19 protein-coding genes are annotated in these 24,731 nt (G+C 68.3%); 10 read left to right on the top strand and 9 right to left on the bottom strand.

All coding sequences use genetic code 11. The features are described from left to right. The first annotated feature begins 9 nt into the window (after nt 1-9). The 4 genes from amrS to OEB96_RS44615 all read left to right on the top strand — a co-directional run bounded on the left by amrS (nt 10) and on the right by OEB96_RS44615 (nt 4,578). On the top strand, nt 10-1,107 hold the full coding sequence (gene amrS, locus OEB96_RS44630) for an AmmeMemoRadiSam system radical SAM enzyme (protein ID WP_266223105.1): 1,098 nt from the start codon (nt 10-12) through the stop codon (nt 1,105-1,107). Between the two features lie 224 nt (nt 1,108-1,331). Next, entirely contained in the window at nt 1,332-2,870 is a 1,539-nt protein-coding gene (locus OEB96_RS44625; RefSeq protein ID WP_266223104.1) for a hypothetical protein, read from the top strand. Nucleotides 2,871-2,906: 36 nt separating this feature from the next. After that, nucleotides 2,907-3,767, top strand: a complete 861-nt coding sequence (locus tag OEB96_RS44620) for a hypothetical protein (RefSeq protein WP_266223103.1) — start codon at nt 2,907-2,909, stop codon at nt 3,765-3,767. Nucleotides 3,768-3,807: 40 nt separating this feature from the next. Beyond that, entirely contained in the window at nt 3,808-4,578 is a 771-nt protein-coding gene (locus OEB96_RS44615; RefSeq protein ID WP_266223102.1) for an SDR family NAD(P)-dependent oxidoreductase, read from the top strand. A 10-nt stretch (nt 4,579-4,588) separates the two neighbouring features. Here OEB96_RS44615 and OEB96_RS44610 read toward each other — a convergent pair whose 3' ends face one another. Both OEB96_RS44610 and OEB96_RS44605 read right to left on the bottom strand, forming a co-directional pair. Next, nucleotides 4,589-5,389, bottom strand: a complete 801-nt coding sequence (locus OEB96_RS44610) for a sterol desaturase family protein (protein WP_266223101.1) — start codon at nt 5,387-5,389, stop codon at nt 4,589-4,591. A 27-nt stretch (nt 5,390-5,416) separates the two neighbouring features. Next, nucleotides 5,417-6,061 (bottom strand): PASTA domain-containing protein, encoded by a 645-nt coding sequence (locus tag OEB96_RS44605; protein WP_266223100.1) that lies wholly within the window; start codon nt 6,059-6,061, stop codon nt 5,417-5,419. 121 nt (nt 6,062-6,182) lie between these two features. On the opposite strand from OEB96_RS44605, the gene OEB96_RS44600 reads away from it, so the two are divergent. Beyond that, complete coding sequence (locus OEB96_RS44600; protein ID WP_266223099.1) at nt 6,183-7,844, top strand: cation:proton antiporter; 1,662 nt, start codon at nt 6,183-6,185, stop codon at nt 7,842-7,844. On the opposite strand, the gene OEB96_RS44595 is transcribed toward OEB96_RS44600, so the two are convergent. Then, nucleotides 7,845-8,516 carry an HAD-IA family hydrolase gene (locus OEB96_RS44595; RefSeq protein WP_266223098.1) on the bottom strand — a complete coding sequence of 224 codons (672 nt, stop codon included), beginning with the start codon at nt 8,514-8,516 and terminating at the stop codon, nt 7,845-7,847. It abuts the gene before it with no gap. A gap of 346 nt (nt 8,517-8,862) precedes the next feature. Between OEB96_RS44595 and OEB96_RS44590 the strand changes: the two genes are divergently transcribed. From OEB96_RS44590 to OEB96_RS44575, 4 genes are read left to right on the top strand one after another with little or no spacing between them, the layout of a single operon-like run. Next, on the top strand, nt 8,863-10,014 hold the full coding sequence (locus OEB96_RS44590) for a cupin domain-containing protein (RefSeq protein ID WP_266223097.1): 1,152 nt from the start codon (nt 8,863-8,865) through the stop codon (nt 10,012-10,014). Then, nucleotides 10,011-11,393 carry an MBL fold metallo-hydrolase gene (locus OEB96_RS44585; RefSeq protein ID WP_266223096.1) on the top strand — a complete coding sequence of 461 codons (1,383 nt, stop codon included), beginning with the start codon at nt 10,011-10,013 and terminating at the stop codon, nt 11,391-11,393. The genes OEB96_RS44590 and OEB96_RS44585 overlap by 4 nt, the downstream gene beginning before the upstream one ends. Nucleotides 11,394-11,402: 9 nt before the next feature. Continuing rightward, nucleotides 11,403-14,645: a lantibiotic dehydratase gene (locus tag OEB96_RS44580; RefSeq protein WP_266223095.1), complete on the top strand. Its 3,243-nt coding sequence runs from the start codon at nt 11,403-11,405 to the stop codon at nt 14,643-14,645. After that, nucleotides 14,642-16,120 (top strand): hypothetical protein, encoded by a 1,479-nt coding sequence (locus OEB96_RS44575; protein WP_266223094.1) that lies wholly within the window; start codon nt 14,642-14,644, stop codon nt 16,118-16,120. The genes OEB96_RS44580 and OEB96_RS44575 overlap by 4 nt, the downstream gene beginning before the upstream one ends. Here the strand turns inward: OEB96_RS44575 and OEB96_RS44570 are convergent. The 5 genes from OEB96_RS44570 to OEB96_RS44550 all read right to left on the bottom strand — a co-directional run bounded on the left by OEB96_RS44570 (nt 16,096) and on the right by OEB96_RS44550 (nt 21,193). Further along, a complete protein-coding gene (locus tag OEB96_RS44570) occupies nt 16,096-17,325 on the bottom strand; it encodes a JmjC domain-containing protein (protein WP_266223093.1) in 1,230 nt (409 codons plus the stop codon). The two genes, OEB96_RS44575 and OEB96_RS44570, sit on opposite strands and share 25 nt — an antisense overlap. A 10-nt stretch (nt 17,326-17,335) precedes the next feature. Then, entirely contained in the window at nt 17,336-18,457 is a 1,122-nt protein-coding gene (locus OEB96_RS44565; protein ID WP_266223092.1) for a cupin-like domain-containing protein, read from the bottom strand. 10 nt (nt 18,458-18,467) lie between these two features. Beyond that, a complete protein-coding gene (locus OEB96_RS44560) occupies nt 18,468-19,721 on the bottom strand; it encodes an arginase family protein (protein ID WP_266223091.1) in 1,254 nt (417 codons plus the stop codon). Between the two features lie 6 nt (nt 19,722-19,727). Next, nucleotides 19,728-20,912: a lanthionine synthetase LanC family protein gene (locus OEB96_RS44555; protein WP_266223090.1), complete on the bottom strand. Its 1,185-nt coding sequence runs from the start codon at nt 20,910-20,912 to the stop codon at nt 19,728-19,730. 95 nt (nt 20,913-21,007) lie between these two features. Next, a complete protein-coding gene (locus OEB96_RS44550; protein ID WP_266223089.1) occupies nt 21,008-21,193 on the bottom strand; it encodes a class I lanthipeptide in 186 nt (61 codons plus the stop codon). A 269-nt stretch (nt 21,194-21,462) separates the two neighbouring features. On the opposite strand from OEB96_RS44550, the gene OEB96_RS44545 reads away from it, so the two are divergent. Next, entirely contained in the window at nt 21,463-22,680 is a 1,218-nt protein-coding gene (locus tag OEB96_RS44545) for an arginase family protein (RefSeq protein ID WP_266223088.1), read from the top strand. Between the two features lie 20 nt (nt 22,681-22,700). Here OEB96_RS44545 and OEB96_RS44540 read toward each other — a convergent pair whose 3' ends face one another. Next, nucleotides 22,701-24,731 carry an HAD-IIIC family phosphatase gene (locus OEB96_RS44540; RefSeq protein ID WP_266223087.1) on the bottom strand — a complete coding sequence of 677 codons (2,031 nt, stop codon included), beginning with the start codon at nt 24,729-24,731 and terminating at the stop codon, nt 22,701-22,703.

Here is a 24,731-nt window from a genome sequence, read left to right as displayed (position 1 = left end):
GCCTCTCCCATGCCCGCCCCCGCGATCGATCCCCGCGACCCCACCGTGGTGGAGGGGCGGTGGTGGCACCGCCTCGACGACGGCCGGGTGCAGTGCGACCTGTGTCCGCGCGAGTGCAAGCTCCGCGACGGCCAGCGCGGGTTCTGCTTCGTGCGGGAGAATCGGGGCGATCGCATGGTGCTGGCCAGCTATGGCCGCGCCTCGGGGTTCTGCGTGGACCCCATCGAGAAGAAGCCGCTCAACCACTTCCTGCCGGGCAGCAGCGTGCTGTCGTTCGGCACGGCGGGCTGCAACCTCGGCTGTCGCTTCTGCCAGAACTGGGACATCTCCAAGGCCCGCGAGCACGACCGGCTCATGGATCGCGCGCTGCCCGAGCGCATCGCCGACGCGGCGGTGGGCACGGGCGCTCGCAGCGTGGCCTTCACCTACAACGACCCCGTGATCTTCGCCGAGTATGCGATCGATGCCGCGGCGGCCTGTCGCGCGCGCGGGCTCAAGACGGTGGCGGTCACCGCCGGCTACATCACCCCGCAGGCCCGCGCCGAGTTCTTCGGCTGCCTCGACGCGGCCAACATCGACCTCAAGGCGTTCACCGAGGGCTTCTACCACAAGCTGTGCTTCGCCCACCTGCAGCCGGTGCTCGACACCCTGCGGTGGGTCAAGCGCGAGACCAACGTGTGGCTCGAGGTCACCACACTGCTGATCCCCGGACACAACGACGGCGAGGACGAGGTCGATCGACTCTGTGACTTCATGGTGCGCGAGCTCGGGCCGCAGGTGCCGCTGCACCTGTCGGCCTTCCACCCCGACTTCAAGATGACCGACGTGCCGCGCACGCCCCCCGCCACGCTGCACCGCGCCCGCCAACAAGCGCTGCGCCACGGGCTGCACCACGTCTACACCGGCAACGTGCACGACCAGGTCGGGCAGAGCACCTACTGCCCCGCCTGCCATGCGGTCGTGATCGAGCGCGACTGGTATCGGCTGGGGACCTATCGCCTCGATGCGCACGGCCGCTGCACCGAGTGCGATCACCAGCTGCCCGGAGTGTTCGATGGGCCCCCCGGCGACTGGGGTCGTCAACGCCTGCGCGTGCGCATCGACTGACCGCGGGCCCCAGCGAATTGCGTACCCCACGCGCCACGCGTGCTCGCCCGAGCCCCGCGCGGCCCCGCGGAGGTTGGCAGGGCTCTGCGGGAAAGGGCCGAAGAGCCCCGCAAACCCCGTCCGTGCAACCTGGCGCGACCTCGCCCGTCCTAGGGCCAGACCTGGGGTAGATTCGCGCCCCATCCATCGGGCCCAAGGCCTCCCAGAAGAAGAACACGAGCGTCATGAGACTTCCAATCCTGATCGCCATTGCCGGCTGCGCGATCGCGCTCACGAGCAGCGCCTGCACCACCAAGCCCGCCATGGGCAAGAACCGCGCGTCGGGCCAAAGCGAGCTGATGGGCACGACCTTTGCCGGTCAGAACGCCTGCAGCCCCGACAACCACCTCAAGCCCTTCATCATCGAGTGGGACGCGACCGACATGTCGAGCTTCGAGTCCCACGCGGCCAACGACATCGTCGTGGTGCGCTACGAGGGCTGCAACCTGGTCGTGCTCGACGAGTGCCGCAACGAGAGCATTCGCGGCGAGCAGGGCTCGTACAAGCCGCCGGAGTGGACCTCGGGCTCGCTCGAGACGATCGACATCTCCAACGAGGGTGAGCTCTACGCCAAGCTCCCGCTCGGGACCGCGACCCTCGGCGGTCGCGTCAGCGGCGGCGAGCGCTTCCACATGGAGTACTACGTGGCCGGCAAGCGCGAGGCCACCCGCGACGCGGTCTACCGCGCCGACCTCGACACCAACCCCGGCTGCGAGGGCGCCACGCACTTCGTGCACGGCTTCAACCTCGGCGCGTTCGCGCTGGGCTCGGCCACCGAGGTCAACACCAACGTGGGCGGCAGCGTGTATGGCTTCGGTGCGGGCGGCCAGACCTCGAGCAAGCGCAACGCCGACAAGAAGGGCGGCGACCTCGGGGTGTGCCGCTCCGACTCCGCCACGGAGGTCGCCGGCTGCAAGGCGCCGATTCGCCTGTCGCTGCGCAAGGTTCGCGACGGCGAGGATCCCGACAAGGAGGCGATGAAGGCCCCCGACACGGTGGACTCGCTCAACGCCGCCGGGCAGCTCGCGGCCAAGATCGACATGAACGACCAGGCGCGCGCCCACTACGAGTCGGCGACCGCCAAGGCCAACGCCAAGGACGGCAAGGGCTGCCTGGCGGAGCTCGACAAGCACGCCAAGGCCGACCCCGGGCACGCCTCCACCGATCCCAAGTCACCGCTGGCCTACACGCGCGGCCAGTGCCTGATGCTCGCGGGCAAGTGCGACGCCGGCAAGCAGCTGCTGCGCAAGACGATGGAGAACGGCCCGATCGCCCAGTACGGCGACGAGATGCTCGACAAGCAGGTCGAGAGCTACATGCAGATGTACTGCCAGGGCAAGATGAGCGACCGCGACACGCTGCTCAAGGCCTGGAACGAGCTCTCCGTGGCGGCCTCCACGACCAAGAAGGACGTCGCGTTCTGCGACGAGAAGCTCAAGACGATCAACTCGTTGGCCAAGAAGGTCGAGCCCAAGGACGGCGAGGACTACAACGTCAACAGCGCCAAGAACCCGGATCAGGTCAAGCAGATGCACCTCATGTGCATGGCTCGCGCTGGCGCGTGCGACAAGGTGTGGGGGGAGCAGAAGAAGCTCTTCCTCAGCCGGGTCGACGAGAAGGCGCGCGGCTACTACGAAGGCGAGCCGGCCAAGCTCGACGAGGTGGTCCGCGGGCAGTACGATGCGCTGTACCCCAAGTGCAAGGGCAAGGGCGGGGGCAAGTAGGCCCACCGCGCCCGAGCTGCGGGGAGAGACGAATCGATGCGACGCGCGTGGTTGCTCATCGGCCTGCTGCTGGCCTGCGACGCTCGACAGCCGAGCGAGCCCGTGACGTGTCCGCCCTGCGAGTGCGTGTGCGATTGCAAGGGCGGCGCGGCGGCTGCATCGGCCGGCGCACCGGGTCCGGGAGCCGACACGGGCCCGGATTCGGGCGCCGAGTCGGGCGCCCATGGAGAGGAGCCGGGTCTCGGCCTGGGCATGATCGCCGCTGCGGGCGGCTCCGACGTGGCCGACCTCGTCGAGAGCGCCAGCCGCAAGATGAACCACGGCGACGGTCAGGGCTGCCTCGAGGATCTCCAGGCGATCGTGCGCATCGATCCGAAGATGCACCGCCGCCTCGCGATCACCCAGGGCCAGTGCGAGATGCTGGTGGGGCAGTGCCAAAAGGGCAAGGAGCGGATCTCCAAGTGGTACCAGGTCGAGACCGCGATGACCAAGGAGCGCGCCGACATCACGGCCGAGCAGCTGGGCTCGATGCGGTGCCGCGGCGGTGACAGCACCGACCGCGACAAGCTGCTCGCGGCGCTGTTCAACCTCCAAGACGGTGCGTACATGAACACGCGCACCCCCGAGTACTGCCGCGAGAACCTCGACGTGGCCAGGCGCCTGATCCCCAAGGTCAAGGCGACGGGACCCGATGACACGCAGATCTCGGGCGGCGCCCAGGCGCTGTTCCACACCGCGGCCGCGTGCTTTGGGCGGGCCAAGGACTGTGTCGCTGCATTCCGGGTCTACGAGGAGCTGTTCCCCGCGAAGGGAACGATTGCCGACCCGGCGACCGCCAAGAAGGTGATCCGAGATTCCTTCGAGTCGAGCATCACCCACTGCAAGAAGTCGCCCTGAGCGCCGCCGACCGATCGGTGCCTCTGCTAGCATGCGCACGATGCACGCGTTCGTGACGGGAGCCTCGGCGGGAATCGGCGAGGCGCTGGCCAAGCGGCTGGCCTCGGCGGGCTACGACCTGACGCTGGTCGCCCGGCGGCAGGCCGAGCTCGCACGCGTGGCCGAGCAGCTTCCCGCCGGGGCCAAGGTTCGCACGCTGGTGGCCGACGTCACCGACCTGCCGAGCTTGCCGGGGCTGGTGCGACGGGCCGAGAACGAGCTGGGGCCGGTGGACGTGCTGGTCAACAACGCCGGGGTGCAGATCGTGGCGCTGACCCACGAGGTCGAGCCCGAGCAGGGCGAGCGCTTGCTCGCGGTCAACGTGCTCGCACCGTTTCGGCTCACCCATGCGGTGCTGCCGGGCATGCTCGAGCGCGGTCGCGGCACGATCGTCGACATCGCCTCGCTGGCCGCGCTGGCGCCCACGCTGGGCATGTATCACTACAGCGCCTCGAAGGCCGCGCTGGCGGCTGCCTCGGAAGCGCTGCGGGCCGAGGTGGCCCCACGGGGCGTGCACGTGGTCACGGTGTATCCGGGCCCGGTGCACACCGAGATGGCGGCGGCCGCCGTGAGTCGCTACGCAGAGGACCCCACGGGGATCCTGCCGGTGGGCAACACCCGAACGCTGGCCAAGCTGGTGGTGCGGGCGATCGAGCGCCGCAAGGCGAGGGTGATCTACCCGCGTGCGTACGTGCTGGCGCGGCTGTTCCCCGGGATCACCCGCTGGGTGATGGACCGGATGAGCCCGCGACCCAAGAGTCTGAAGGCGTAGCGAGCACCCGCTACCGCGAGGCCCGCTGCGGCGCGCGTGCCCACGCCGGTCGTACGAACGGCATCGCCATCAGCCCCCAGAACGTCCGTGGCGTCACCCGGCCCACGCCGACCGGGCCGGCCGTGCCACCGTCGTAGGTCCCCAGCAGCCGGTCGATCCACGGAAACAAGGCCGAGTAGTTGCGCGCCGCGCCGTCGCGCTGGTGGTGTCGATGATGGAATCGCGGCGAGGCGACGAGCTGACTCCACAGCCCCGGTCGCAGATCGAGATCGGCGTGCACGAACACGGTGTTGAGCCGCAACAGCAGCAGCACCATCGCATGCGCGCCCATCGAGACCCCGAGCAGCACCAGCGGGATGTTCTGGACCAGCGTGACCAGCAGGATCTCCAGCGGGTGCTGCCGGAACGAGGCCAGCCAGTCCATGCGCTCGGAGCTGTGGTGCACCTCGTGCAGTCGCCACATCCACGGCACCGTGTGGGCCAGGCGATGGTAGGCGTAGCCCATCAGCTCGAACACCAAGAGGCCCACCGCCACGTCGGCCACCATGCGCAGCGGACGGGAGTGGATGCCGATGAGCAGGGGCTCGGATAGCGAGTACAGCTCGACCACCGCGAGCAACCCGGCGACCACCGTCACCAGGCCCGCCCACACCATCAGCGTGCCCACGGTGGCAAAGGAGACATCGGCGAGGCGGCCGCGACGGGGACCGTGATCGTGATCCCGATGGTGGCCGTACAGACGCTCGAGCGGGACGAAGGCCAGCCCGGCCAGCCCCGCGAACATCAGCACGCGCACGATCTCGTCGAGCATCGCCTTGCCCCCCGCCGACCCCGGCGATCAGTAGCCCTGGAAGACCTCGTAGCGCTCGCGGGCCTTGACCCGCACCCACGAGCCGGCCTCGACCTTGGTGCCCGCCTCGATCTTCTGGCTGCGGACCTTGTAGTAGGCGTATTCGTCGCGGGCGACCTTGTAGCCCCACTCGTCGCGAACCGAGAGCTTGAGCCCGGCCGCCTTGAGCTCGCGTCGCGCCTTGCGCAGGGTCATGCCCTCGAGGTCGGGAACCACCACCAGGTCGGCCTCGGGGTCGGTGGGCATCTCGGCCGTCTCGGTGCCCAGCGCCTTGGCGTCGGCCTTGGCCAGGACCACGGGCTCGGCTGCCACCGCCGGCTCGGCGGTCTCGGCCTTCGCCAGGGCGGCGGGCATCGGCTTGGGGTCGGCCGCCGGCTCCGACGTCTCGATTGCAGCCGGAACGGCGCTCTGCGCCAGCTCTGCGGCCTCGTCCGCCTCGGCCTCGTCCGCCTCGGCCTCGTCGTTCCAGTCCTCGTCGGCCAGGGCACCCGCTTCTTGCGCGTCGGCGTCCTCGGCCCGGGCGGATACGCCCTCGAAGTAGATCAGCCCGACCAGCGCCGCCCCGGACAGGCCCAGGCCCAGGGCTCGGCGAAGACGGCTGCTCCCTTGGATTCCCAACTGTGTGCGGCTCATGGTGGCGGCCAGGCTACGCACCACGTGCGAAGTTGATTTCTCCAGATCGAAGAAACCTTCGAGGGCCTCCGTGACACCGCCTGGCGGCGCCGCGGGGCCGCTGGTAAGACCCCGCCCGCCGATGATCCATCACGTCGAGGTCCAGGTCCTCATCCTGCTCTTGGTGGCCGCCTTCGTGGGCATGGGAGCGCGCCGCTTTCGCCTGCCCTACACCCTGGCCCTGGTGGTCGCGGGGCTGGTGCTCGGAGGGCTCGACCTCGACGTGCTCCACGACGTGGAGCTCAATGCCGATCTCTTGCTGCTGCTGCTGCTGCCCGCGCTGCTGTTCGAGGCCGCGTTCCACATCGACCTGGCCGAGTTCCGGCGCAACCTGGCGCCGATCGTGACGCTGGCGGTCCCCGGCGTGATGCTGGCCAGCGGGGCCTCGGCGGGGCTGCTCTACCTGGGCCTGGGGGCCACGGGCCTGGTGGAGGGCTTTGGCTGGCGCGAGGCGTGGCTGTTCTCGGTGGTGATCGCGGCCACCGATCCCGTCTCGGTGCTGGCGCTGTTCAAGCAGTTCGGGGTGGCCAAGCGCCTCTACCTGGTGGTCGAGGGCGAGTCGCTGCTCAACGACGGCGTGGCGGTGGTGCTGTTCGTGATCGTCACCGGGGTCTACGGGCTCTCGACCGGCCACAACGTGATGCCCGAGGAGGCCTCGCTCTTGGCCTACGGCCTCGAGACGCTCCTGCGCATGGGCGGCGGCGGGGCGCTGGTGGGCGTGGCGCTCGGCGGAGCCTTCACGGTGCTCACCCGGCAGATCGACGATCACCTCATCGAGACCACGCTGACGGTGCTCTTGGCCTACGGCTCGTTCCTGGTGGCCGAGCAGCTGCACTGCTCGGGCGTGCTGTCGACCGTGTTCGCGGGCATCGTGGCCGGCTCCTACGGCGCGAGCTTCGGCATGAGCTCGTCCACCCACAACGCGGTGGAGGACTTCTGGGAGCTGGCGGGCTTCCTCGCCAACTCGTTCATCTTCTTGCTGGTGGGCCTCGAGCTCGAGCCCTGGCGGCTGTGGCACCAGGGGCTGGCGATCGTCGCCGCGTTCGTGGCCATCGTGATCGCGCGTGCGGTGGCGGTGTACGTGGGAGTCCCGCTGGCCAACCGCTTCGCCACCCCGCTGCCGCGCGTGTGGAGCCACGTGCTGGTGTGGGGCGGGCTGCGGGGCTCGCTGTCGATGGTCCTCATCCTCACCCTGCCCCAGAGCTTTCCGGGCCGCACCTTGCTCGTCACGCTGGTGTTCGGCGTGGTGGGCCTGTCGCTGTTCGTGCAGGGCTTGACCATGGGACCGCTGCTCGGCCGGCTGGGTCTGTTGACCGGCAAGCAGCGTCACGACGTCTACGAGAAGGCGCGGGCCACCAGCATCATGACCCGCCGGGCGCTCGACGAGCTGCACGAGCTGCAGCGCGATGGCCTGGTGGAGCCCGCGGTGGCCGAGCGCCTGCGTGCCTGGTACACGACGCGCAGCGAGCGAGCCGAGCACGAAGCCAAGACGGCGCTTGGCACGGCGCAGATCTCCGAGCAGCTCGCCGAGGCGGTGCGGCGGCTGGCAGAAGCCGAGCGCCGCGGGGTGCGAGAGGCCGAGCACGCCGAGATCATCGACGTGGAGGTGGCGCAGAACCTCGATCGCGAGCTCGTGCTGCGCCTCTTGGCGCTCGACGAGGCGGCCGAGGACGGCAACCAGCTGCAGGCGGTGCTCGATCGGTTGCTGGCAGAGGAGCCGAGCGCAGACGCGGCCGAGGAGTAGCTACGGCTGCGAGGGCTCGTCTCCCAGCAGCCGCTGCGCGAGCGCATCGAAGCTTCCGACCTCCGCGGGCCACAGCAGCGCCAGGCAGCCCGCGGCGCGGGCTCCATCGACGTCGTCGTGGTGATCGTCGCCCACGTGCAGCGCTCGATCGGCCCGTACTCCGAGACGCTCGCAGGCGCGGTGGAAGATCTCGGGGTGGGGCTTCTCCACGCCGACCTCGGCCGAGATGATCGCCGCGTCGATCCAGCTCGACACGCCCAGCGCCTCGAGGGTGGCGCGTAGCCGCACGTCCCAGTTGGAGACCACGGCCACCTTCATGCCGCGCTCGGCCACCGCCCGGGCGCAGCGCTCGGCGCCCTCGGTCACGCGCCAGGCCTCCGCGCGGGTGAAGTGCTCGAGCAGGGCGTCGAGCAGCGCGGGCGAGTCGCAGCCGGTGCTCACCCGCACCACCTCGGCCCAGTACGGCCGCCAGTCGGGCTGGGCCGCACGCAAGGCGCGAGCACGCTGCATGATCCCCGGCAGCCGCTCGGCCACCGCGTGCTCGTCGATCTCGCAATGGCGCGCGGCGAGGCGGGCGTAGGTGCGTGCGACCGACTCGGCCGGGCGCAGCAGTGTGCCGGCCGCATCGATCAACAGCGCAGAGCCGGCAGTGGCGAGGGGAAGCGCGGACACGCCCTGCATCGTAGCCGACGCGGGGCCGACATCGCTCGGCCCTTCGCGCTCGAGCACGAGCGATCACGATCCACGCGTTCGCCGGTGGATTCCGAGCCACGGCAGTGCTCGCGCTCGCGATCGAACATGATGGGCCGAGCTCGCCCTCGCGGTTGCGAGCGATCCATCTCCAGCTTGAACGACGGACACGAGCTTCATACTCTTCCACTTCGAGGTGCTCCCGCTGGAGCTCCGCGATGACATGCAGAGCGCCTTGGCCATCCCATCAGGATTCTGGTCGTCCTTCCTCGCGCAGAACCATCGATGCGCTCCGCGAGTCTGGCGTAGACCCTTCGATCCTCCCCTGGTGACGGCCGACGAGCTCTTCCAGGTGTTGGTGCAGGCCGCCGGCGAAGAGCGTGCCGTGGGCGAGAAGTGGCACCTGCGGTTCTTCCTCGACGGAGAGGCGATCGACCCTCCGCGAGAGCTCCTCCCGCGCGTGGAGGACCAGTCCCTGGAAGGCCATGCCGCGCGGGTGGAGGAGGCGTGCCCCGGGCGGGGGTTCGGGATCATCCTCAACAACTACCATCGCTTCGACGCGCGGCTCTGGGCCCGACTGCGAGACTTCTTCGGCTCGTGGTTCTCGCGCACCGGATTTCCACCCGGCGGAGCCACGGCGGACGTCTTCGTCGGAAACTACTCCCGCACGCCGTTTGGTGTGCACCGAGACACCCTCGACGTGTTCACGAGCGTGGTCGCCGGTCGCAAGCGCCTGCTGGCCTGGCCCGCGCACGTCTTCGAGGGCGTGGACGCACCCACGAAGGACTACTCGCGCTACCTCGAGCAGGCGACGGTGCTGGAGGGGGAGGCCGGGGACCTGTTCTACTGGCCGTCGTCCCACTGGCACATTGCGGAGTCGACCGGTGGGCTCACGGCCACCCTGGCGCTGGGAGAGTTTCGCGATCCCGTGCCCGACGTGCTGCACGCCGACATGGTGCGCGTGCTCGAGCGTGCACGATTTCCGACCGAGGGTCTGCTCGACGACGCCAGCCATCACGTGCGCTCGGGGGCAGCACAGGTCATGCCGGACCCGCTGCGCGAGGCGGTCGAGGTGGTCTCGGAGAGCTTGCGACGGTCGGTGGTGATCCAGTGGGCCAAGCGCGTGTCGAACCACGGCCTCGTGCCGCCGCCGCCACGCGCCGACGAGCTGTCGCTCGACGAGATCATTCGTTGCCCGCCGGATCATCCCATCGTGGTGCTCGGCGACGGCGATCTGCTGATCCTCGGAGCGTCGGGTCGCATGCTGCCCGTCCCCGACTTCCCTCAGATCGTGGCGCTCGTCGAGGAGCTGAACACCGGTGCGCGTGTTCGGGTGGAGGAGCTGGTCCAACGGTACTCCGGCGAGTCGTCGGACGAGGATGGTGCCGGCTCGGTCGACGCCGAAGCCCTGCTCGACATCCTCCAGACGCTGCACTCGTTTCGGGCGTTCGAGGTGGGTGGTGGGGTAGAGGCGTCATGATCATCGATCTCACTCACCTCACCACGGGCGAGGCGGTCACGAGCCACAACCGGCGTCGGCTCGACCGCTGTCTGGCCGACGAGCTCGATCCCCGGCGGATCTCACGATGGCTCGAGGCTTCCGTGGCCGAGGCCGGACAGCAGGCACTGCTCACCCCGGGAGACTTCCTGCGGGGCGGATTCCTGCTGCCGCGCGAGCACCAGCTGCACGAGTACCTGCCCGAGCCCGCCTGGAGCCTGAACTTGGCGGGCCACGGCGGCAGGCTGACGTCCGAGAACGCCGCAATCGTGCTCCAGGTGCTCGCCAACGGGGTGCGGGGAGCCGAGGAGGAGCTCTTCGACCTCTTCGCGGGCGGCTCGACGCCCAGGACGCATGCGCTCGCCGCAGACCTCGGTCGAACGGTCCTGCGGAGCAAGGGCGTCTTGCTGCCGGGCATCTACCGATGGATCCACGCGACCTTGCTCGTGGTCTCGGCCACGACGGTCGTGGTGCTCGATCCCATCGCCTTCTCGCACCTCCTGCCGGAGGACGCCCCGGTCCTCGTGCATGACGCCGATGGCGTCGTCATCACGCACACCCATCGGGACCATTGGCATCCTCCGGGCCTGGCTCCGTTCCTCGGCGACCAGACGGCCCTGATCGTTCCCCGGGTGCCTCGCCTGAACATCCTGTCGAGGGCATGCCCAGCCGAAGAGCTGCAGCAGCTGCGGATTCCCCACCTGGTGCTCGACTGGGGGGAGACCGCCGTCGTCGGAGACATCGAGCTCGAAGCACTGCCGTTCTTCGGGGAGCAGCCCGTGGTCGAGGGAGCACCACTTTGGTTTCCCGTTCGCAACTGGGGCAACTGCTACCGGGTGACCACGCCGGAGTTCTCCGTCTTGATCCTGGTGGACAGCGGCAAGGACCCCGCGGGTGACATGGTCGACGTGCTCGAGGAAGACCGCCGCCGCAATGGCCCGGCGGATCTGGCCCTGGCGTGCATGCGTGAGTTCCCCGCTCCGTTCTTCGGTGGGCTTCCATCCGAGTGGTTGTCGCTGCCGCTGTCCGTGCTCCAGAAGCGCTTCGAGGAGTACGCACGAGGAGCAGGGGGGAGCTCCACGGCCGGGGTCTCGGGCCTCGCTCGGGCGTGCGCGGCCGCTGGAGTGCGAAGCTTTGCGCCCTACGCCCACGGCTACGAGGGGGTGGCACGGGCGATCACCGACATCGGCTGGGGCGATGGCGAGCAATCGGAGCAGAGCCGCTGCCGGACCCTGTTCGAGGGCGCGAGGGCGCTTGGGCACGACCTTCGCCTGCTCGAGTGGAACGTGGGCGACGGCCTCTACTTCGATGGCGAGGGCTGGGCTCGCGAGCCGCTGGCGCTCCTGCACACGGTGGCATGAAGGGCAATCATGGCTGCGTCCCGACCGGAATACCGACATCAAGGCTTCTTTCTCTCCCGCAGCCCCGCCTACCCCTGGAGCACGTTCGATCGGTGGGTCGGTGAGCACGCGCTCGGTGACATCGTGCGTCGAGCAGACGAGGGCTCGCTCGAGGAGCGCTGTCGCGAGGCACGTGAGCGCGCGCGCGCACATCTGCGTCGAGTCGTGGCCGATCGCCTGTTTCGCGATGCGATCATGCTCGCCTCACCTTCGCTGCATGCGAGCATCGAAGCGTGGGAACGGGGGCAAGACGGCCCACGCGAGCGCGCGGTGGAAGCCGCCCTCGTGCGCTACCTCGGCCGCATGGCTGGCCGGCCGACACCGTTCGGACTGTTCGCCGGCGTCTCGGTGGGAATCTTCGGTGCGACCACGGACCTGCGGATGAGTCCGAGATCCGAGTGGCAACGCAGAACGCGTCTCGACACGGGGGTGCTCGCCGACGCGCTCGCGCGGCTCCTGGAGGACCCGTTGGTGCGCAGCCAGGTGAAGCTCCATCCGAACTCCACCCTCGCCCGAGCGGCTGGACGCCTGCGTCATGGCTGCGCCCAGCGCATCGGGAAGTCCCGGGCCTACGCGCTGATGCTGACCGAAGAGACGCCCCACCTCGCCCACGTGCTGGAGATTGCGCGAGCTGGCGCGAGCATGGACGACCTGGTCCAGGGGCTGGTCGAGCTGGATCCGGAGATCGCGGCCGAGGAGGCCGAGGCCTACGTTCATCAGCTCATCGACGTGCAGCTCCTGGACGCGCGCATGGCTCCTCCCGTGACCTCCGACGATCCGCTCGCGGACGTCCTCGACCAGCTCGCGCCCGTGACCGCCGCCGAGCGGCTGCGTTCGTCACTGATGAGCATTCGTACGGGGCTCGCGGCGCTCGACCGCGACGGCATCACGCCTCCGCTCGAACGCCACCAGGAGGTGATGGCCTCGCTCGAGCACCTGGCGCCCGGAGCGAGCCTCGCCGAGGCCGTGCAGATCGATCTGATGCAGCCCACTGGCCGAATGACGCTCGGTGAACCCGTCTTCGAGGCTCTCGTCGAGGGACTGCGGGTGGTCCATCGCATCACGGCTCGGGCCAACGAGGATCCGCTGTTCGCGTTCAAGCGGGCCTTCGGCGAGCGCTACGAGAACGCACGTGTTCCCCTGCTCACGGTCCTCGACGACGAGGCAGGCATTGGCTTCGACTCCACGCGGTCGCCCGTGGCCGAGGGCAACCCGTTGCTCGGCGGGCTGCTCCTCGACCCTCCCGCGCCCGGGAGCTGCGTGATCCCGCGGGGGGTGATCGAGGTGCTGCTCCCCGAGCTCCTTCGGGTCGCGGCAAGGGGAGAGCGGGTCCTCGAGCTGACCGACGCGATGGTCGAGCGGCTGTCGGACACGGATGCGAGGCCCCCACCCGATGCCGTGGGCATCTGCGCACGCATTGCCGCCGAGTCGATCGACGCGCTGAATGCAGGGCGCTTCCAGATCCTCTTCGACTTTGCGGTGGGACCACCCGGGGTTCGGCAGCTCACGCGGTTCTCGGGCCTGTATCCGGCGTTGGACGCGGGAATTCGCGAGCACCTGCGGCGGGAGGAGGCGCTGCGCTCGGATTGCGTCTTCGCCGAGATCGTGTTCCTGCCCCACGGACGCATGGGAAACATCGTCGGCCGGCCGGTCCTGCGCGATCACGAGATCGTGTTCCTCGCGGTCTCGGGGGCGGACGAGGATCAGCAGATCCCCTTGTCCGACCTCGACGTGTGCGTGGTCCAAGACGAGGTGATCCTGTGGTCGAATCGCCTCGATCGTCAGATCGTTCCGTGCCTCAGCAACTCACACAACTACGACAAGCTCGGTCATACGATCTATCGCTTCTTGTGTCTGCTCTCCAGCCAGCGCTGCGAGTCGGACATCATCTGGTCGTGGGGCGACCTCGGTGGGCTCGACTTCCTGCCGCGCCTCGTCCATCGGAACATCGTCATCGAGAAGGCGATCTGGCGCATCGACCCGTCCAGGCTGCGCTCGATCGCGGCCGCTCGAAGTCCAGACCGGTACCGCGCCGTGTGCGAGCTCCGGGCCGAGCTGCAGCTCCCGCGCTTCATCGCGATCCGTCACAGCGACCGGGAGCTCCCGTTCGACCTCGACAACATCCTCGGTGTCGATGCGTTCCTCGACCACGCCGGGCGGGGTCGTCCGCTCTACATCACCGAGGTCCTTCCGTCGCCCGACGAGCTCGTGGTCGGCTCCGAGGACGGTCCGTACGTGCAGCAGATCCTGGTGCCCGCCGTTCGCGACGGAGGGCAGGACGCCCCAGACGATCGGGTGCGCACCGTCGTTCGCCGGGTGACCGATCGCCAGCAGCGGGGTGTGTTCTTCCCCGGGAGTGAGTGGGTGTACCTGAGGTTGTTCGCCGGCGAGGCCACGGCCGAGCGGATCGTGGGTGATGCCCTGGGCCCCCTGGCTCGCGCCCTGTTGGCGGATGCTCTGATCGACCAGTGGCACTTCCTGCGGTATGGCGATCCCGACTGGCACCTCCGGGTGCGGTTCCATGGTTCCGCGAAGCATCTGCTCTCCGAGGTCTACCCTCGCGTCCTCGAGGCGCTGTCGCCCTGGCTCGACGATGGTGGGATCTGGAAGCTCGAGCACGGCACGTATCGACGCGAGCTGCCGCGCTACGGTGGCGACGCGGGAATCCGGGTGGCCGAGCAGGTCTTCACGGCCGACAGCGGGGCGGTCGCCGACCTCGTGGGCCTGTACTCCGGCTCCGATGGGGTCGATGCGCGCTGGCGTCTGGCCATCCTCGGGACCGACATGCTGTTCGACGATCTGGGGCTGCCGCTCTCCGCCAAGCTCGCGGTGGCCTCGGGCATGCGTCAGTACTTCGGTGAGGAGTTTCGGGCGAGCTCGACCCGCAGCAAGGCCTCGCTCGGCGCGAAGTATCGCGCGTCGAGAGCCGCGCTGGAGGACCTGTTTGGCGCGCCGGACGTGGCCGCTCACCCGCTCGCCCCCGGGATCGAGTGCCTTCGCCGGCGCGGCCGCGTCATCGCCGACCTTCGCGACGAGCTACGGGCTCTGGAGGACTCCGGAATCATCACCAGGGAGGAGCTGGCCGAGAGCTACGCTCACATGTTCATCAATCGTCTGATGCCATCCCATCAGCGCGCATACGAGCTGGTGATCCACGACTTCTTGTGCCGGCACTACCGCTCGCTCCAGGCCAGGAGGCGCAAGCACCCATGATCCATCCCTGGACCATCCCGGTTCCCGTCGAGGAATCCACCTTCGTGCCGCTGCGCGAGGAGCATCGCGACTTCAACGTCGAGGTCTCGCTCGGGCGCCTTGGTACCTACTCCGGACGCACGCGGTCCATACCCGCGGACCGCTTGCTCCACTGCGACTTCCAGCTCGACCTCCACCACAACCATGCGGGACGACTGGGAGCGGGGCGTGCCGGATTCCATCGGGATCACTACCTCAAGGGCATTGGTCGAACGCTGCTGGCTGGCAATTGGAACACCAGTGACCTCTACCACAACTCGGGGATCCTGCTCACGAGCGGAGCGATCCGCGAGTATTTGATCTCGGGCTTGCTCGCCGCGCACGGTCACGCAGAGCTCGTCAATCCCTGCACCGGCATCCTCGTGCGTCCGCTGCCGGGCGACCTGCAAGACCACGTGCGGGAGGTCTTCACGCATGGAGAGGATCAGACGGCCTCGTCCCTGCCGCCGGTCGACGGGGCGACGCAGGCGATCAGCGTCAAGGCGGCCGGCTTCGCGCGCATGTCCAACATCGTGTGGTGGGTGAATCAGCTGCCGCTCCTCCGTGCGGAGGGCGACGACCGCATTGCCGAGCTGTTCGAGGCCCTCGGCGCGGCGTCGACGGGCTTCGAGAGCGACGTGACCGAAGGCATCGCTCCCGATGTGGTCGCCAGGCACCTGGCGGCGCGGTTCGAGCTCTTGATCGAGCGACTCCAAGCAGCCTGGTCGCTCGGGATCGACTGGGGATCGGTTCACAACAACTACTCGCTCGACGGTCGCTTCCTCGATCTGGAGATGCCCACGGTGTTTCCGAGCGCTGCCCTGGGGTTCAAGGTCGAAGCTCTGGAGGCCAGGGGAGAGAAGGCGATGCTTCGCCGGCCCGGCGAGCTCATCGGCCTCGTGGCCCCGCTGCGGTGCGCGCTAGAGATGAAGCTGTTCGCGGCGTGGCTCGAGAGCCGCTTGACGTTCATGATCGACCATCTGCCCATGTACGGGCTGGAGCGCGACTGTGTGCGCTGCTTCCTCGAAGAGCTCGAGCAGGCGCTGAGCGAGCCGCACCCGCTGAGCGCACCCGAGCACCTCGCACGGGCCGTCATCGATCCGATCGCGGCGACCCTTCACATGTCGTCTGCGGCTCGTCGCGAGCTCGAGGGGCTGTTCTCGTTCGCCGTGGCCTCCGTCTTTCCCGGCGCACGGGCTGCGAGCCGCCAGCCTCCCGAGCTTCGGCTGCGTCGGCTCGACGGTCGAGCGCTCGCGAGGACCGAGCCCGACACGCGCTGGGTGCTGTACGTGCCCGAGTTCGTGCGGGATGCCTGTACTCGAGAGCACCCGCTGAACCTGGCCTACAATCGTTGCGCGAGTCGGGCCGACGAGCTCGACGAGCCGCAGGAGCTGCTGGACTACCTGAGGAGCGTGACCTTCGAGCCGGAGCGCTACGACAGCGCGCGAAACGAGTAGAGCCGGGCGATCGTGTCCATCGCACGCGCCCTCCACCCGGGCTCCAGCCCATCGTGATCGAGCCCGTCGAGGAGCTCGCTGGGAGCGAGCGGAACCCCCTGGTTGAGCACGTCGAGCAGGGCCGGCAGCCAGGGGGCGTCGGGCGAGAGCAGCGCTCGTCCGGCGCCCGCAACGAGCAATCCTTCCCGGGACTCGGCCCACAGGATCGGGAAGGCCGGGTCGGCGGCAATCCGTGCCGAGGCCGGGAGGGGTGTCGTGCGCGAGGGCGGAGGTGGGAGCCCAGCATTCGACCGGCGTTCCAGCCACCGGCGATGGATCGCGTCCTCCATCCGCTGGCGGACGTGCTCCGTTGCCGCTCGCAAGGGCTCGGGAAGGGCCTGAACCGAGCGACGCTCGCGCTCCAGGGTTCGCGGGGTTCGGTCGAGTCCCTCGACCGCGGTCGCGTCGACGAAGAAGGCCCGCGCGTCGTCGAGTGCCACGTCTTGCGCCGAGTCCATGAAGCGTCCCAGGCTCAGCGTCACCACGGGAGCTCCCACCGACTCCGCGATGTGCCAGTGGGTCGATGGCCAGAACATGAGGTCTCCCGGGGCGCCCTCGAGCACGGTGGCCCGGTCCCGGTAGTCCTCGTAGTCGACCGTGCGGGGGTCGACCCCGTCGAAGACCTCCGGTGGCCACACGAGGAATCGCTTCTCCCCGGACACGACCCAGGTGAAGACGTCCTGGGTGTCTTGGTGCACCCCGAACGGCGTCACCGGGTAGCTGGCCAGGAAGATGTCGGCGGTCGCTCCGCCGGCGGGCATACCCGTGCGTTCGAACCACGCGCGGAAGAAGCCCCGAATTCGGCGCCACAGCTCGTCGTCGAGGCAGTGATAGTCGTTGAGGATCAGGCCGATCGTCTCGCCGGGCGTTGCTGCCTGCAGGCGCTCGATGTAGTGCTCGGGCGACGCATCCGTGGCTCGAGGAATCCGCTGGGGGTCGAGCTCGGAGAGCACGCCGTCGCGAAACAGACGGATCTTGCACTCCGACTCCGGGACTCTCGCGATCGATCCCTCCTCGCAGGCGCGTGCGAGCACGTCGATTGCTTCCTTGGGGGACGAGAGCGGCCAAGGGCACGGATGCTTCCAGACCGCCGGTGTGCGCTGGAGTTCGCCGCGGGCGAAGAACCGATCCCAGGTGAAGTCGAGCGCCGAGTGATCGCGGGTCATGGTGGCACCCTCAGGTCGCATCCCGCTCGAGGATGTCGCGGGCGACGAGCTCGAGGACCAACGCGAGCATCTCCTCTGCGGAGACCTCGGGCGCCCAGGCGCAGAGCTGACGCAGGTCGAAGCTGCCCTCGAGCCGCACGAGCTGCTCCATCAGCGCCCGAAATCGCAGGTCGAGCTCGAGGCCCTCCAGCTCGCCGTCGCGCAGCACCACGCGCCGGTCGGCGGGCAGCACCGACCAGCGATACCGTTGCTCCTCGAGCGCCACGCTGGCGTCCTCGGGCTCGAGCGTGGAGAGCAGCTCCAGCGCAGCCTTGCGAACCTCCTCGAACGTGGCCACGGCGTGCGCCTGGAGCATCGGCGGGGCGCCGTCGCCGAGCAGGCCAAGGGCGAAGCCCCGGTGTCGACTCGTCCAGCCGAGCTTGTTCTCGAGCGCCTGGGCGACCAGCTCGTGGACTCGGGGCGGGTCGATGACGATGTTGAGCGCAAAGGTCGACCCGAGGCTCTCCACCTCGTGCCAGTAGCCCGAGGGAAGGAACAGGCAGCAGCCCGGTGCCATCGAGAGGACCTGGGGATGGCAGAACGTGCGCGGCAGCGGCAGCGACTTGGCGTGGAGCTCGTCCTTGGGGTTGCCAGGAGCGTGGTGGGCCTCGAGGGGATTGTCGATGTGTGCGTTGGCCTCCACGCGCCAGCGCTTGTGGCCGCGCAGCAGCACGTGGAAGTTGACATCGTGGTCGTAGTGCATCGACGAGATCGCGCCCGCATTGCCAGCAAACGCCTCGAGGCGCACGTACCGGGGATGGACGCCGAAGAACGTGCAGATACCCTCTACGAGGTCTCGTGCGGCGGGTACGGCCGTGTGCACGCGCGTCACGTACAGCACGTAGCCCTCGTCGAGGAACGCGCGGGCCGCATGGTTGGGGCACGGGGCGCGGAACCCCTTGGACCCGAACAGCTGGACCTTCACCGGGGTGCGCAGGAGTCGATCGATGCACTGGAGCTCGGGAACCGTCGCAAGCTCGGCGAGCACGGACTCGCGAGGTGGCGACAGGTGGTGCCGACCCGCCAGCACGTGATCACGGACGAAGGCGTCGACGTCCAGGGGATGGATCAGGTCGTGTGGCGTGATGCTCATCGTGGGGCGCTCAGAACGGGCGCTTGGTCTCGATCCGCCCGATGTAGTCCCGTAGGGGGTGGGACGTCTGCTTGCCGACGATGAGCTCGAACAGGTAGCGGCCGGTCAGCTCTGCCCCGCGATTGTGGGGCCGGCCCTCTCCCGCGACCTCCATGAAGTCGGCGCCGATGATGTCGAAGGTCTTGCCGATGTGCTCGAACAGCTCGAGCCCGTCGTAGTAGGACAGACCCCCGATCACGGGGCTTCCGGTCTCGTCGACGTCCATGCAATCGACGTCGAACGACACGTAGTAGGGGATGTCCCTGGGCAAGGAGGCCAGCACGTCCTGGGCCGACATGGTGCGCGCGCGGCGGGCGGACGTGAACTGCACGCGGGGATCCCCGTGCAAGACCGAGCGATCGTCGGGCAGCTGCAGCGTCCTCAGGCCGATCTGGTGCAGCACCTTCAGATGATCCGACTCGAGGATCCCGAGGAACGTGTTGGCGTGGTTGAGGCGGCCATGGGCATCCGGGTACATGTCGTGGTGGGCGTCGAAGTGGATGATGCCGAAGTCCTCTCCGGCTCGAGCCAGCTCGGCCAGGGTGAAGTGCGTCCACGCGTGGTCACCACCGATCATCAGAGGGACGATCCCGCGAGCCCGTGTCTCCCTGATCACGAACGCGATGCGCTTGCCAATCGTCTCCAGGCTCTCCCCGGGGTGGTAGCGGACGTCGCCCAGGTCGATGACGAGCGGCAGCTCGTGGAAGCATCGCTCGTTCTCGAAGTCGAGGAGCACGCGCGATTGGTCGTCGCCTTGGCTGCGCAGCGAGAGCTTGGGAAGGGCGTTGCGAACCGCTTCCGGGCCAAACCGGGCCCCGTAGACGCCGCCGAGATCGAGCGGGACGCCGAAGACGGCGAACGCGGGCGTCTTCGGCAGCTCGTCGAGATCGGTCACGCGGGTGTAGGTGCCCACCGGGCGCTGGACCTTGGCGCACACGCCATGGAGCAGCCACTCGAGGTCGTCGGCCGGAACCAGGATGTAGTTGTCGGTCAGCGGCTCGAGCAGGTGCTGGGCTCGCTCTTCATCGAGATCGGAGGCCTCGACGACGTCCGCGAGGGTGGCTCCTCCTTCGAAGAATTCCAGGAGCTCGAGCGCACCCGGGGTGAGGGCCACCCCGAGTCCCATGTACGGATTGCAGATCGTGACGAGGTCGCCGCCTGCACTCTGGGGGTCCCGCTGGAGTCGCGGAAACGTGACGAACGTTCGGTCGGGGGAGATCTTCATCGGCGCTCAGCTCAGGCACAGGAGGCGATCCCACGAAGAATCGACACCGGCCAGCCCGAGGAGGCACAAGGCCATCCCCAGTGATCCGGTGGTGAAGGAGGTGTCGGCGGTCCAGCGATGGTCGGCGGGAGTCGCCATGCAGTGGTCGAGTCCACGCTCGAAGTCACGACGAGACGCAACGGCGAAGACCTCTCGATTCGTGAGCCGGAACAGACGACCGAAGATGTGGGCGTTGCCGAGCGCGCCGTGGCACAGGCAGGCATCCACCACCCCATCGTCGTCCTCGGCGCGGGCGAACGCCCGCTCTGCGAGGGCTGCGCCGCGGGCGATCCAGCGCGGCTCTCCCACGCAGTGTCCTGCCACGCAGAGCGCGGCTCCAACCCCGAGATCGCCATAGCACCAGGCCACGCGGGCAGGCGCTCCTCCAGCGCAGTACGGGAGGGGAGCGTCGCGCTCGTTCGAGAGCAACGCGCTCACCGCCTGGTCCAGGGCGGTCGAGGCTCTCGGGTGCGCGTTCAGCTGGCTCGCCTTGGCCAGCAGGTAGACGACCCCGGCGGAGCCATGCGCGACTCCCAGGTCCGTGTGACCGTTTGGGTCCTTCTCTCGCTGGTGGGGGTACAAGAGCTGCGGGCCGGTGAACCACGAGAGCCCGTGGTCATGCGGACGCGACATCGCGAGCAGCGCGTCGACCACGGCGGCCAGCCCAGCGGCGGCCAGCCCTCGAGGGTGGCGCTCGAGGAAGTAGACGCCGTAGCCGACCATGCCACAGATGAGATCGAAGAAGCCGTCGGTCGGGGCCTCGCGGACGAACTCGAGGAGTGCATCGTCGAAGTCGGCGAGGGGATCCCCATCGACGTCCGCGGGATCTCGGTCCGAGTCGGTGATGTGAGCCACGAGCCACGCGGTGCCGGTGGCACCGCCGTAGAGACCGAGGTGCGGCAGCTGGCCCAGGCTGGCGACTCGTTGCTCGAGCAAGCGCTCCGCCGTCTCGCGAAGCTCGTTGGGATGTTCGGCCTCGGCCGCGAGGTAGTGGAACAGCAGGGGGGTGAACGGGTGCGTGTCGTCGAGGGGGGCGAGAGCTCGGGCGATCTCGACGGCCAGGGTCCGTGCGGTCTCGGCTGCGTCGGCATCGAGCACTCGCATCTCGGACTCGCAATGCGCCGCCAAGGAGCTGTCGCTATGGGGTTTCATGCATTGGCGCGTGACGCTCGAGAAGGTGACGCTGGCCGAGGCCAGCGTCTGGGTGACTCGACCATCCTAGGACGATGCCCGACCCTCCCGAACCATCAGTTCCGGCATCTGCGTGCCGTGCCACCCTTGCTGTCGGCGCAGGTCCGCGAGTAGCTGCATGCGGCGTCGACGTCGGCGTCCTCGATCGCGAGCCCACCCCTCACATTGTTCAGCTCGTCCTTGGTCAAACGCCGCACGGTTTGAGTGTCAAGGGTGAGCTTCTTCTTCTTGTTTTGATCCATTGTCCTACCCTCCCATCGCACGTGTCGTCGACGAGCCATGTCGCCGGCGAACATCGTGCTGGCCGGAGTATCTGTGCTTCCCTCGAGGGTGTCAACGACAAAGGAAGAGCATGGATGTGTCGATGTCGATGTCCATGATCGAGCATGTATGCGAAATCGAGCCGTGTGACACGTCATGGCTCGGTTTCATCCATTGATGCATTGCCTGCGATTGTCAATGATGCAGCCGCGTGGCTCGATGGATGCGAGACGCGAGTGTGAAAGTGACCATGCAGAGCTTCGGCGTCGACGATGTGTTGATCACCTTTCCCCTGGATGGAGACGAGATCCAGGCGCTCGACTCGGAACACGTTCGGCTGACCAACGACATCATCGGGAGCAGTGTCGTCGTGGGTCGCGGCATCCTCGACGTGCTGGAATTCTTCGAAGACGGCGCCACGCTGGCCGCGCTGGCCTCTGCGTTCGAACTCGACGAAGCCCGCGCGCGGGCGCTCCTCGAGCCATTGATCGACAGCTTCATCATCGTGCGGTGGCAGGACCTTCCGTGGCTTCGGTGGGGGATCAGCCGGCCTTGCCTGCACGGGGTTGGCACCCGCACGAGGCTCGTGGAGCTTCGGCGCACGGAGGAGGTGCCGGACTTCGTGGTCTTCGGCGTTGCGCTGGATCTGGGCGGAAACCCCGGGTCGAGGCGCGGGCCCGGGCTCCTCCGGCGTCGGCTCTCGGTTCCGAGCTCCGCCGGAGATGCCGTCCTGGACTGCGAGGCAGAGCGCACGCTGACGGGATTCCCTCGGGTCGTCGACCTGGGCAACGTGGCCTACATGGGCGGCGAGAGCATGGAGATGGTCGGCCACCGGATCTCACTCATCGTGCGAGAGTCGTGGAAGCGGGACATCACGCCGGTCATGCTGGGCGGCGATCACTCATGGACTCACTTCCCGCTGCGAGAGCTGATTGCGACACGCGAGGACTTCGGAATCATCCACTTTGGGGCACAGGCAGATGTCTATCCGATGCGCCATGGATTGCTCACCAATGGCAATGTGTTCCTGCCAGCGCTGGAGTCACCGAAGCTCCGGTGCCTGCTGCAGCTCGGCCTTCGTGGGCTGGTCACCTCGTATGGCAAGCTCGGCTTCGTGGGGGACGAGAGGGTTCGATACATCCCGGCACGACGGCTGGAGACCTCCTCGCCCGAGCGCGTCTTCGCCCAGGTTCCCCGGGATCTCCCGTACTATGTCACCTTCGACGCAACGGCGCTGGACGTGAGCGAGACGGCCGAGCCCGTGATCGGCGGACTCTCCCACCACACGGGAGTGAGCTTGTTCGCGCACCTGTGCCGGAACTTCCGCGTCATTGGTGCCGATTTCGTGGAGGTCGCCGGGAGCACGAATGGGCGCAACCGAGCGGCGGAGTCCACCGCTCGCTGCATCTTCGAGCTGATGGCCTCGCGCGCCAACGCGGGTGCGATTGCGTCGTGTGACGGCAAGTGAGGGGCGGCGGGGGCTGGACCTCAGGAATCGATGTGGTAGATGGAGCGATTCGTCTGCGGGAGCTTGCTGGCATCCCGAAGCGTCCAGGTGTCGTCTCCCGTGGGCTCGAAGCCGAGCGCCTCGAAGAACGTGTAGCACGGCTCGTTTCGCTCGCTCTTCACCAGCCGGCCGGTGGTGCCGGGCACCGCCGACCCGGAGAGTCGGAGCACCTCACTCGCGAAGGGAACCGCTGGCTCGAGGGGAAGCACGCGGCAGCTCATGGCGAAGAGACGGATGTGGCGCTGCTCGAGGACGAGGATGGCCACCGAGCCATAGTCGGCGAAGCGGTCCCGCGCGCGGAGCAGCCACACGGCGCCGCTCCCGATGAGCGCCTCCGTCTCCGCGTGCAGCATGCGCTCTGCGGTCGTGTTGAATTGATTGGTGCGCGCGATGAGCTCGCCAACGCGAAGGAGGTCGGCGGACTCCGCCTGACGCACGCTCAGGCGGATCTCCAGGCTCTCGAGGAAGTCCTCGTGGGTGGAGTGTCGGCCGACCTCCTGGTCGCGCTGCAGCTGGGCCGCCACCATCGCCGTCCGCCGGCTCGCGTCCTGCGAGACGCCGAGCGTCTCGAGCGCGGGGTGTTCCAGCAGGTACCGGCGTGCCTCTTCCATGTCTCCGTCGTAGACGTGGAGCCCGGGGATGGCGGCGGCGACCTCCTCGCGTTCCACCGGGTTGTCGTCGATGAAGATGGCGTGACGAGGGTCGCAGCCGAGGGCGGCGAGGATCTCCTGGATGTTCTCGGACTTGGGCCGCCAGTTGATGCGCGTGATGACGAAGTCCTCGCGCCGCACGTATTGATGATCCATGGCGGCCCAGACCGGCAGGATCGCCGCCTCGGTGTTCTTGCTCGCGACGGCCAGCAGCACGCCTCGCTGCTTCAGGAGCGCGAGTGCCTCCTGGAGGGCCTGGTAGGGACCCCCGACCTGAAAGCCCTGATGATCGAGCTCGAAGCCCTCGTCCCCGGCGTTTCCCGGCCACAGGGTGTTGTCGAGGTCCACGATCACCAGCTTGATCCGTGGGCGTCGGATCCATGCTTCGTAGGCAACGACGTATTCCTCGGCCAGTGCATCGAAGAACAGCTGGGTGCGAGCGTCGTCGCCCCAGGGGTGGAGCCGATGGCCGCCCAGCAGACCCGCTGCATATGCATGGTGCCCGAACACGCGATGGGACGAGTCGTGCACCCCTTCTCGGCCGATCGTGGCGCTGATCCGTTCTTCGTCGACGACGAAGACGTGGTCGTGGGCATCGGCGATCTCGGTGACGGTGCGGTTGATGGTCCTGAAGACGGCGGGCCACGTGGTGTCGAAGCGGCCGGCGACGGGGAGGTGAGGAGGGCTGTAGTTGTGCAGCAGACACAGCCGCCCTCGCGAGGCCGTGGCGATCTCGGACAGCTGGGTCCGCAGCGTGTCGAGGAACACCGCCACCACGTCATCGAAGATCACGTTCTCGTCGAGGGCCGCCTTGAACAGCCGCTCGAGGTGTTGTCGTATGAACGGCTGTACGATCCACACCCTGGCGTCCGGGTATCGTCCCGCCATGGCGCGGTACTGCTCGGGAACGGGCCAGGTGAGGTGGATCCCTGCGCGATGGCCTCGCCGCGCGAAGCTCGGGGCGATCGAGTGCATGGCGATTTCGAACGTGCAACCACCGAACATGCAGATGTCGAGATCTTCGGTGGTGGCGCCGAGGTCCGTGTTGCGCCAGTACTGAGCCCGAGTCGCGAACTTCTCCCTCAGTCGCGCCTGACCGTCGTCGAGGCTCGCAAAGAACCCACGGAGGTATCCCCTGAGCTCTTCTTCCTCGGAGCGATCCTCCTCGCAGAGGAAGCCCCGGTCACGCAGCGTGCCCAGGAACTCGTCATCGATCTCGTCTGCGGCGGAGGGGTCGTCGGCGAGACCCAGCAGGCCGCGCCCCACCCAGTCGGGGGCGAGGATGCTCTCGAGCGAGCCGCAATGCGTCAGCAGGCTCTTGTCTGCGCAGAAGTGAACGCTGACCAGCGGATGAAGCTTCAT

The sequence above is a fragment of the Paraliomyxa miuraensis genome (genome assembly GCF_026337845.1).
Taxonomy (GTDB): Bacteria; Myxococcota_A; Polyangia; order Nannocystales; family Nannocystaceae; genus Paraliomyxa; species Paraliomyxa miuraensis.
The sequence above is the reverse complement of the archived record's forward strand: the minus strand, read 5'-3'. Positions and strand labels throughout refer to the sequence as shown.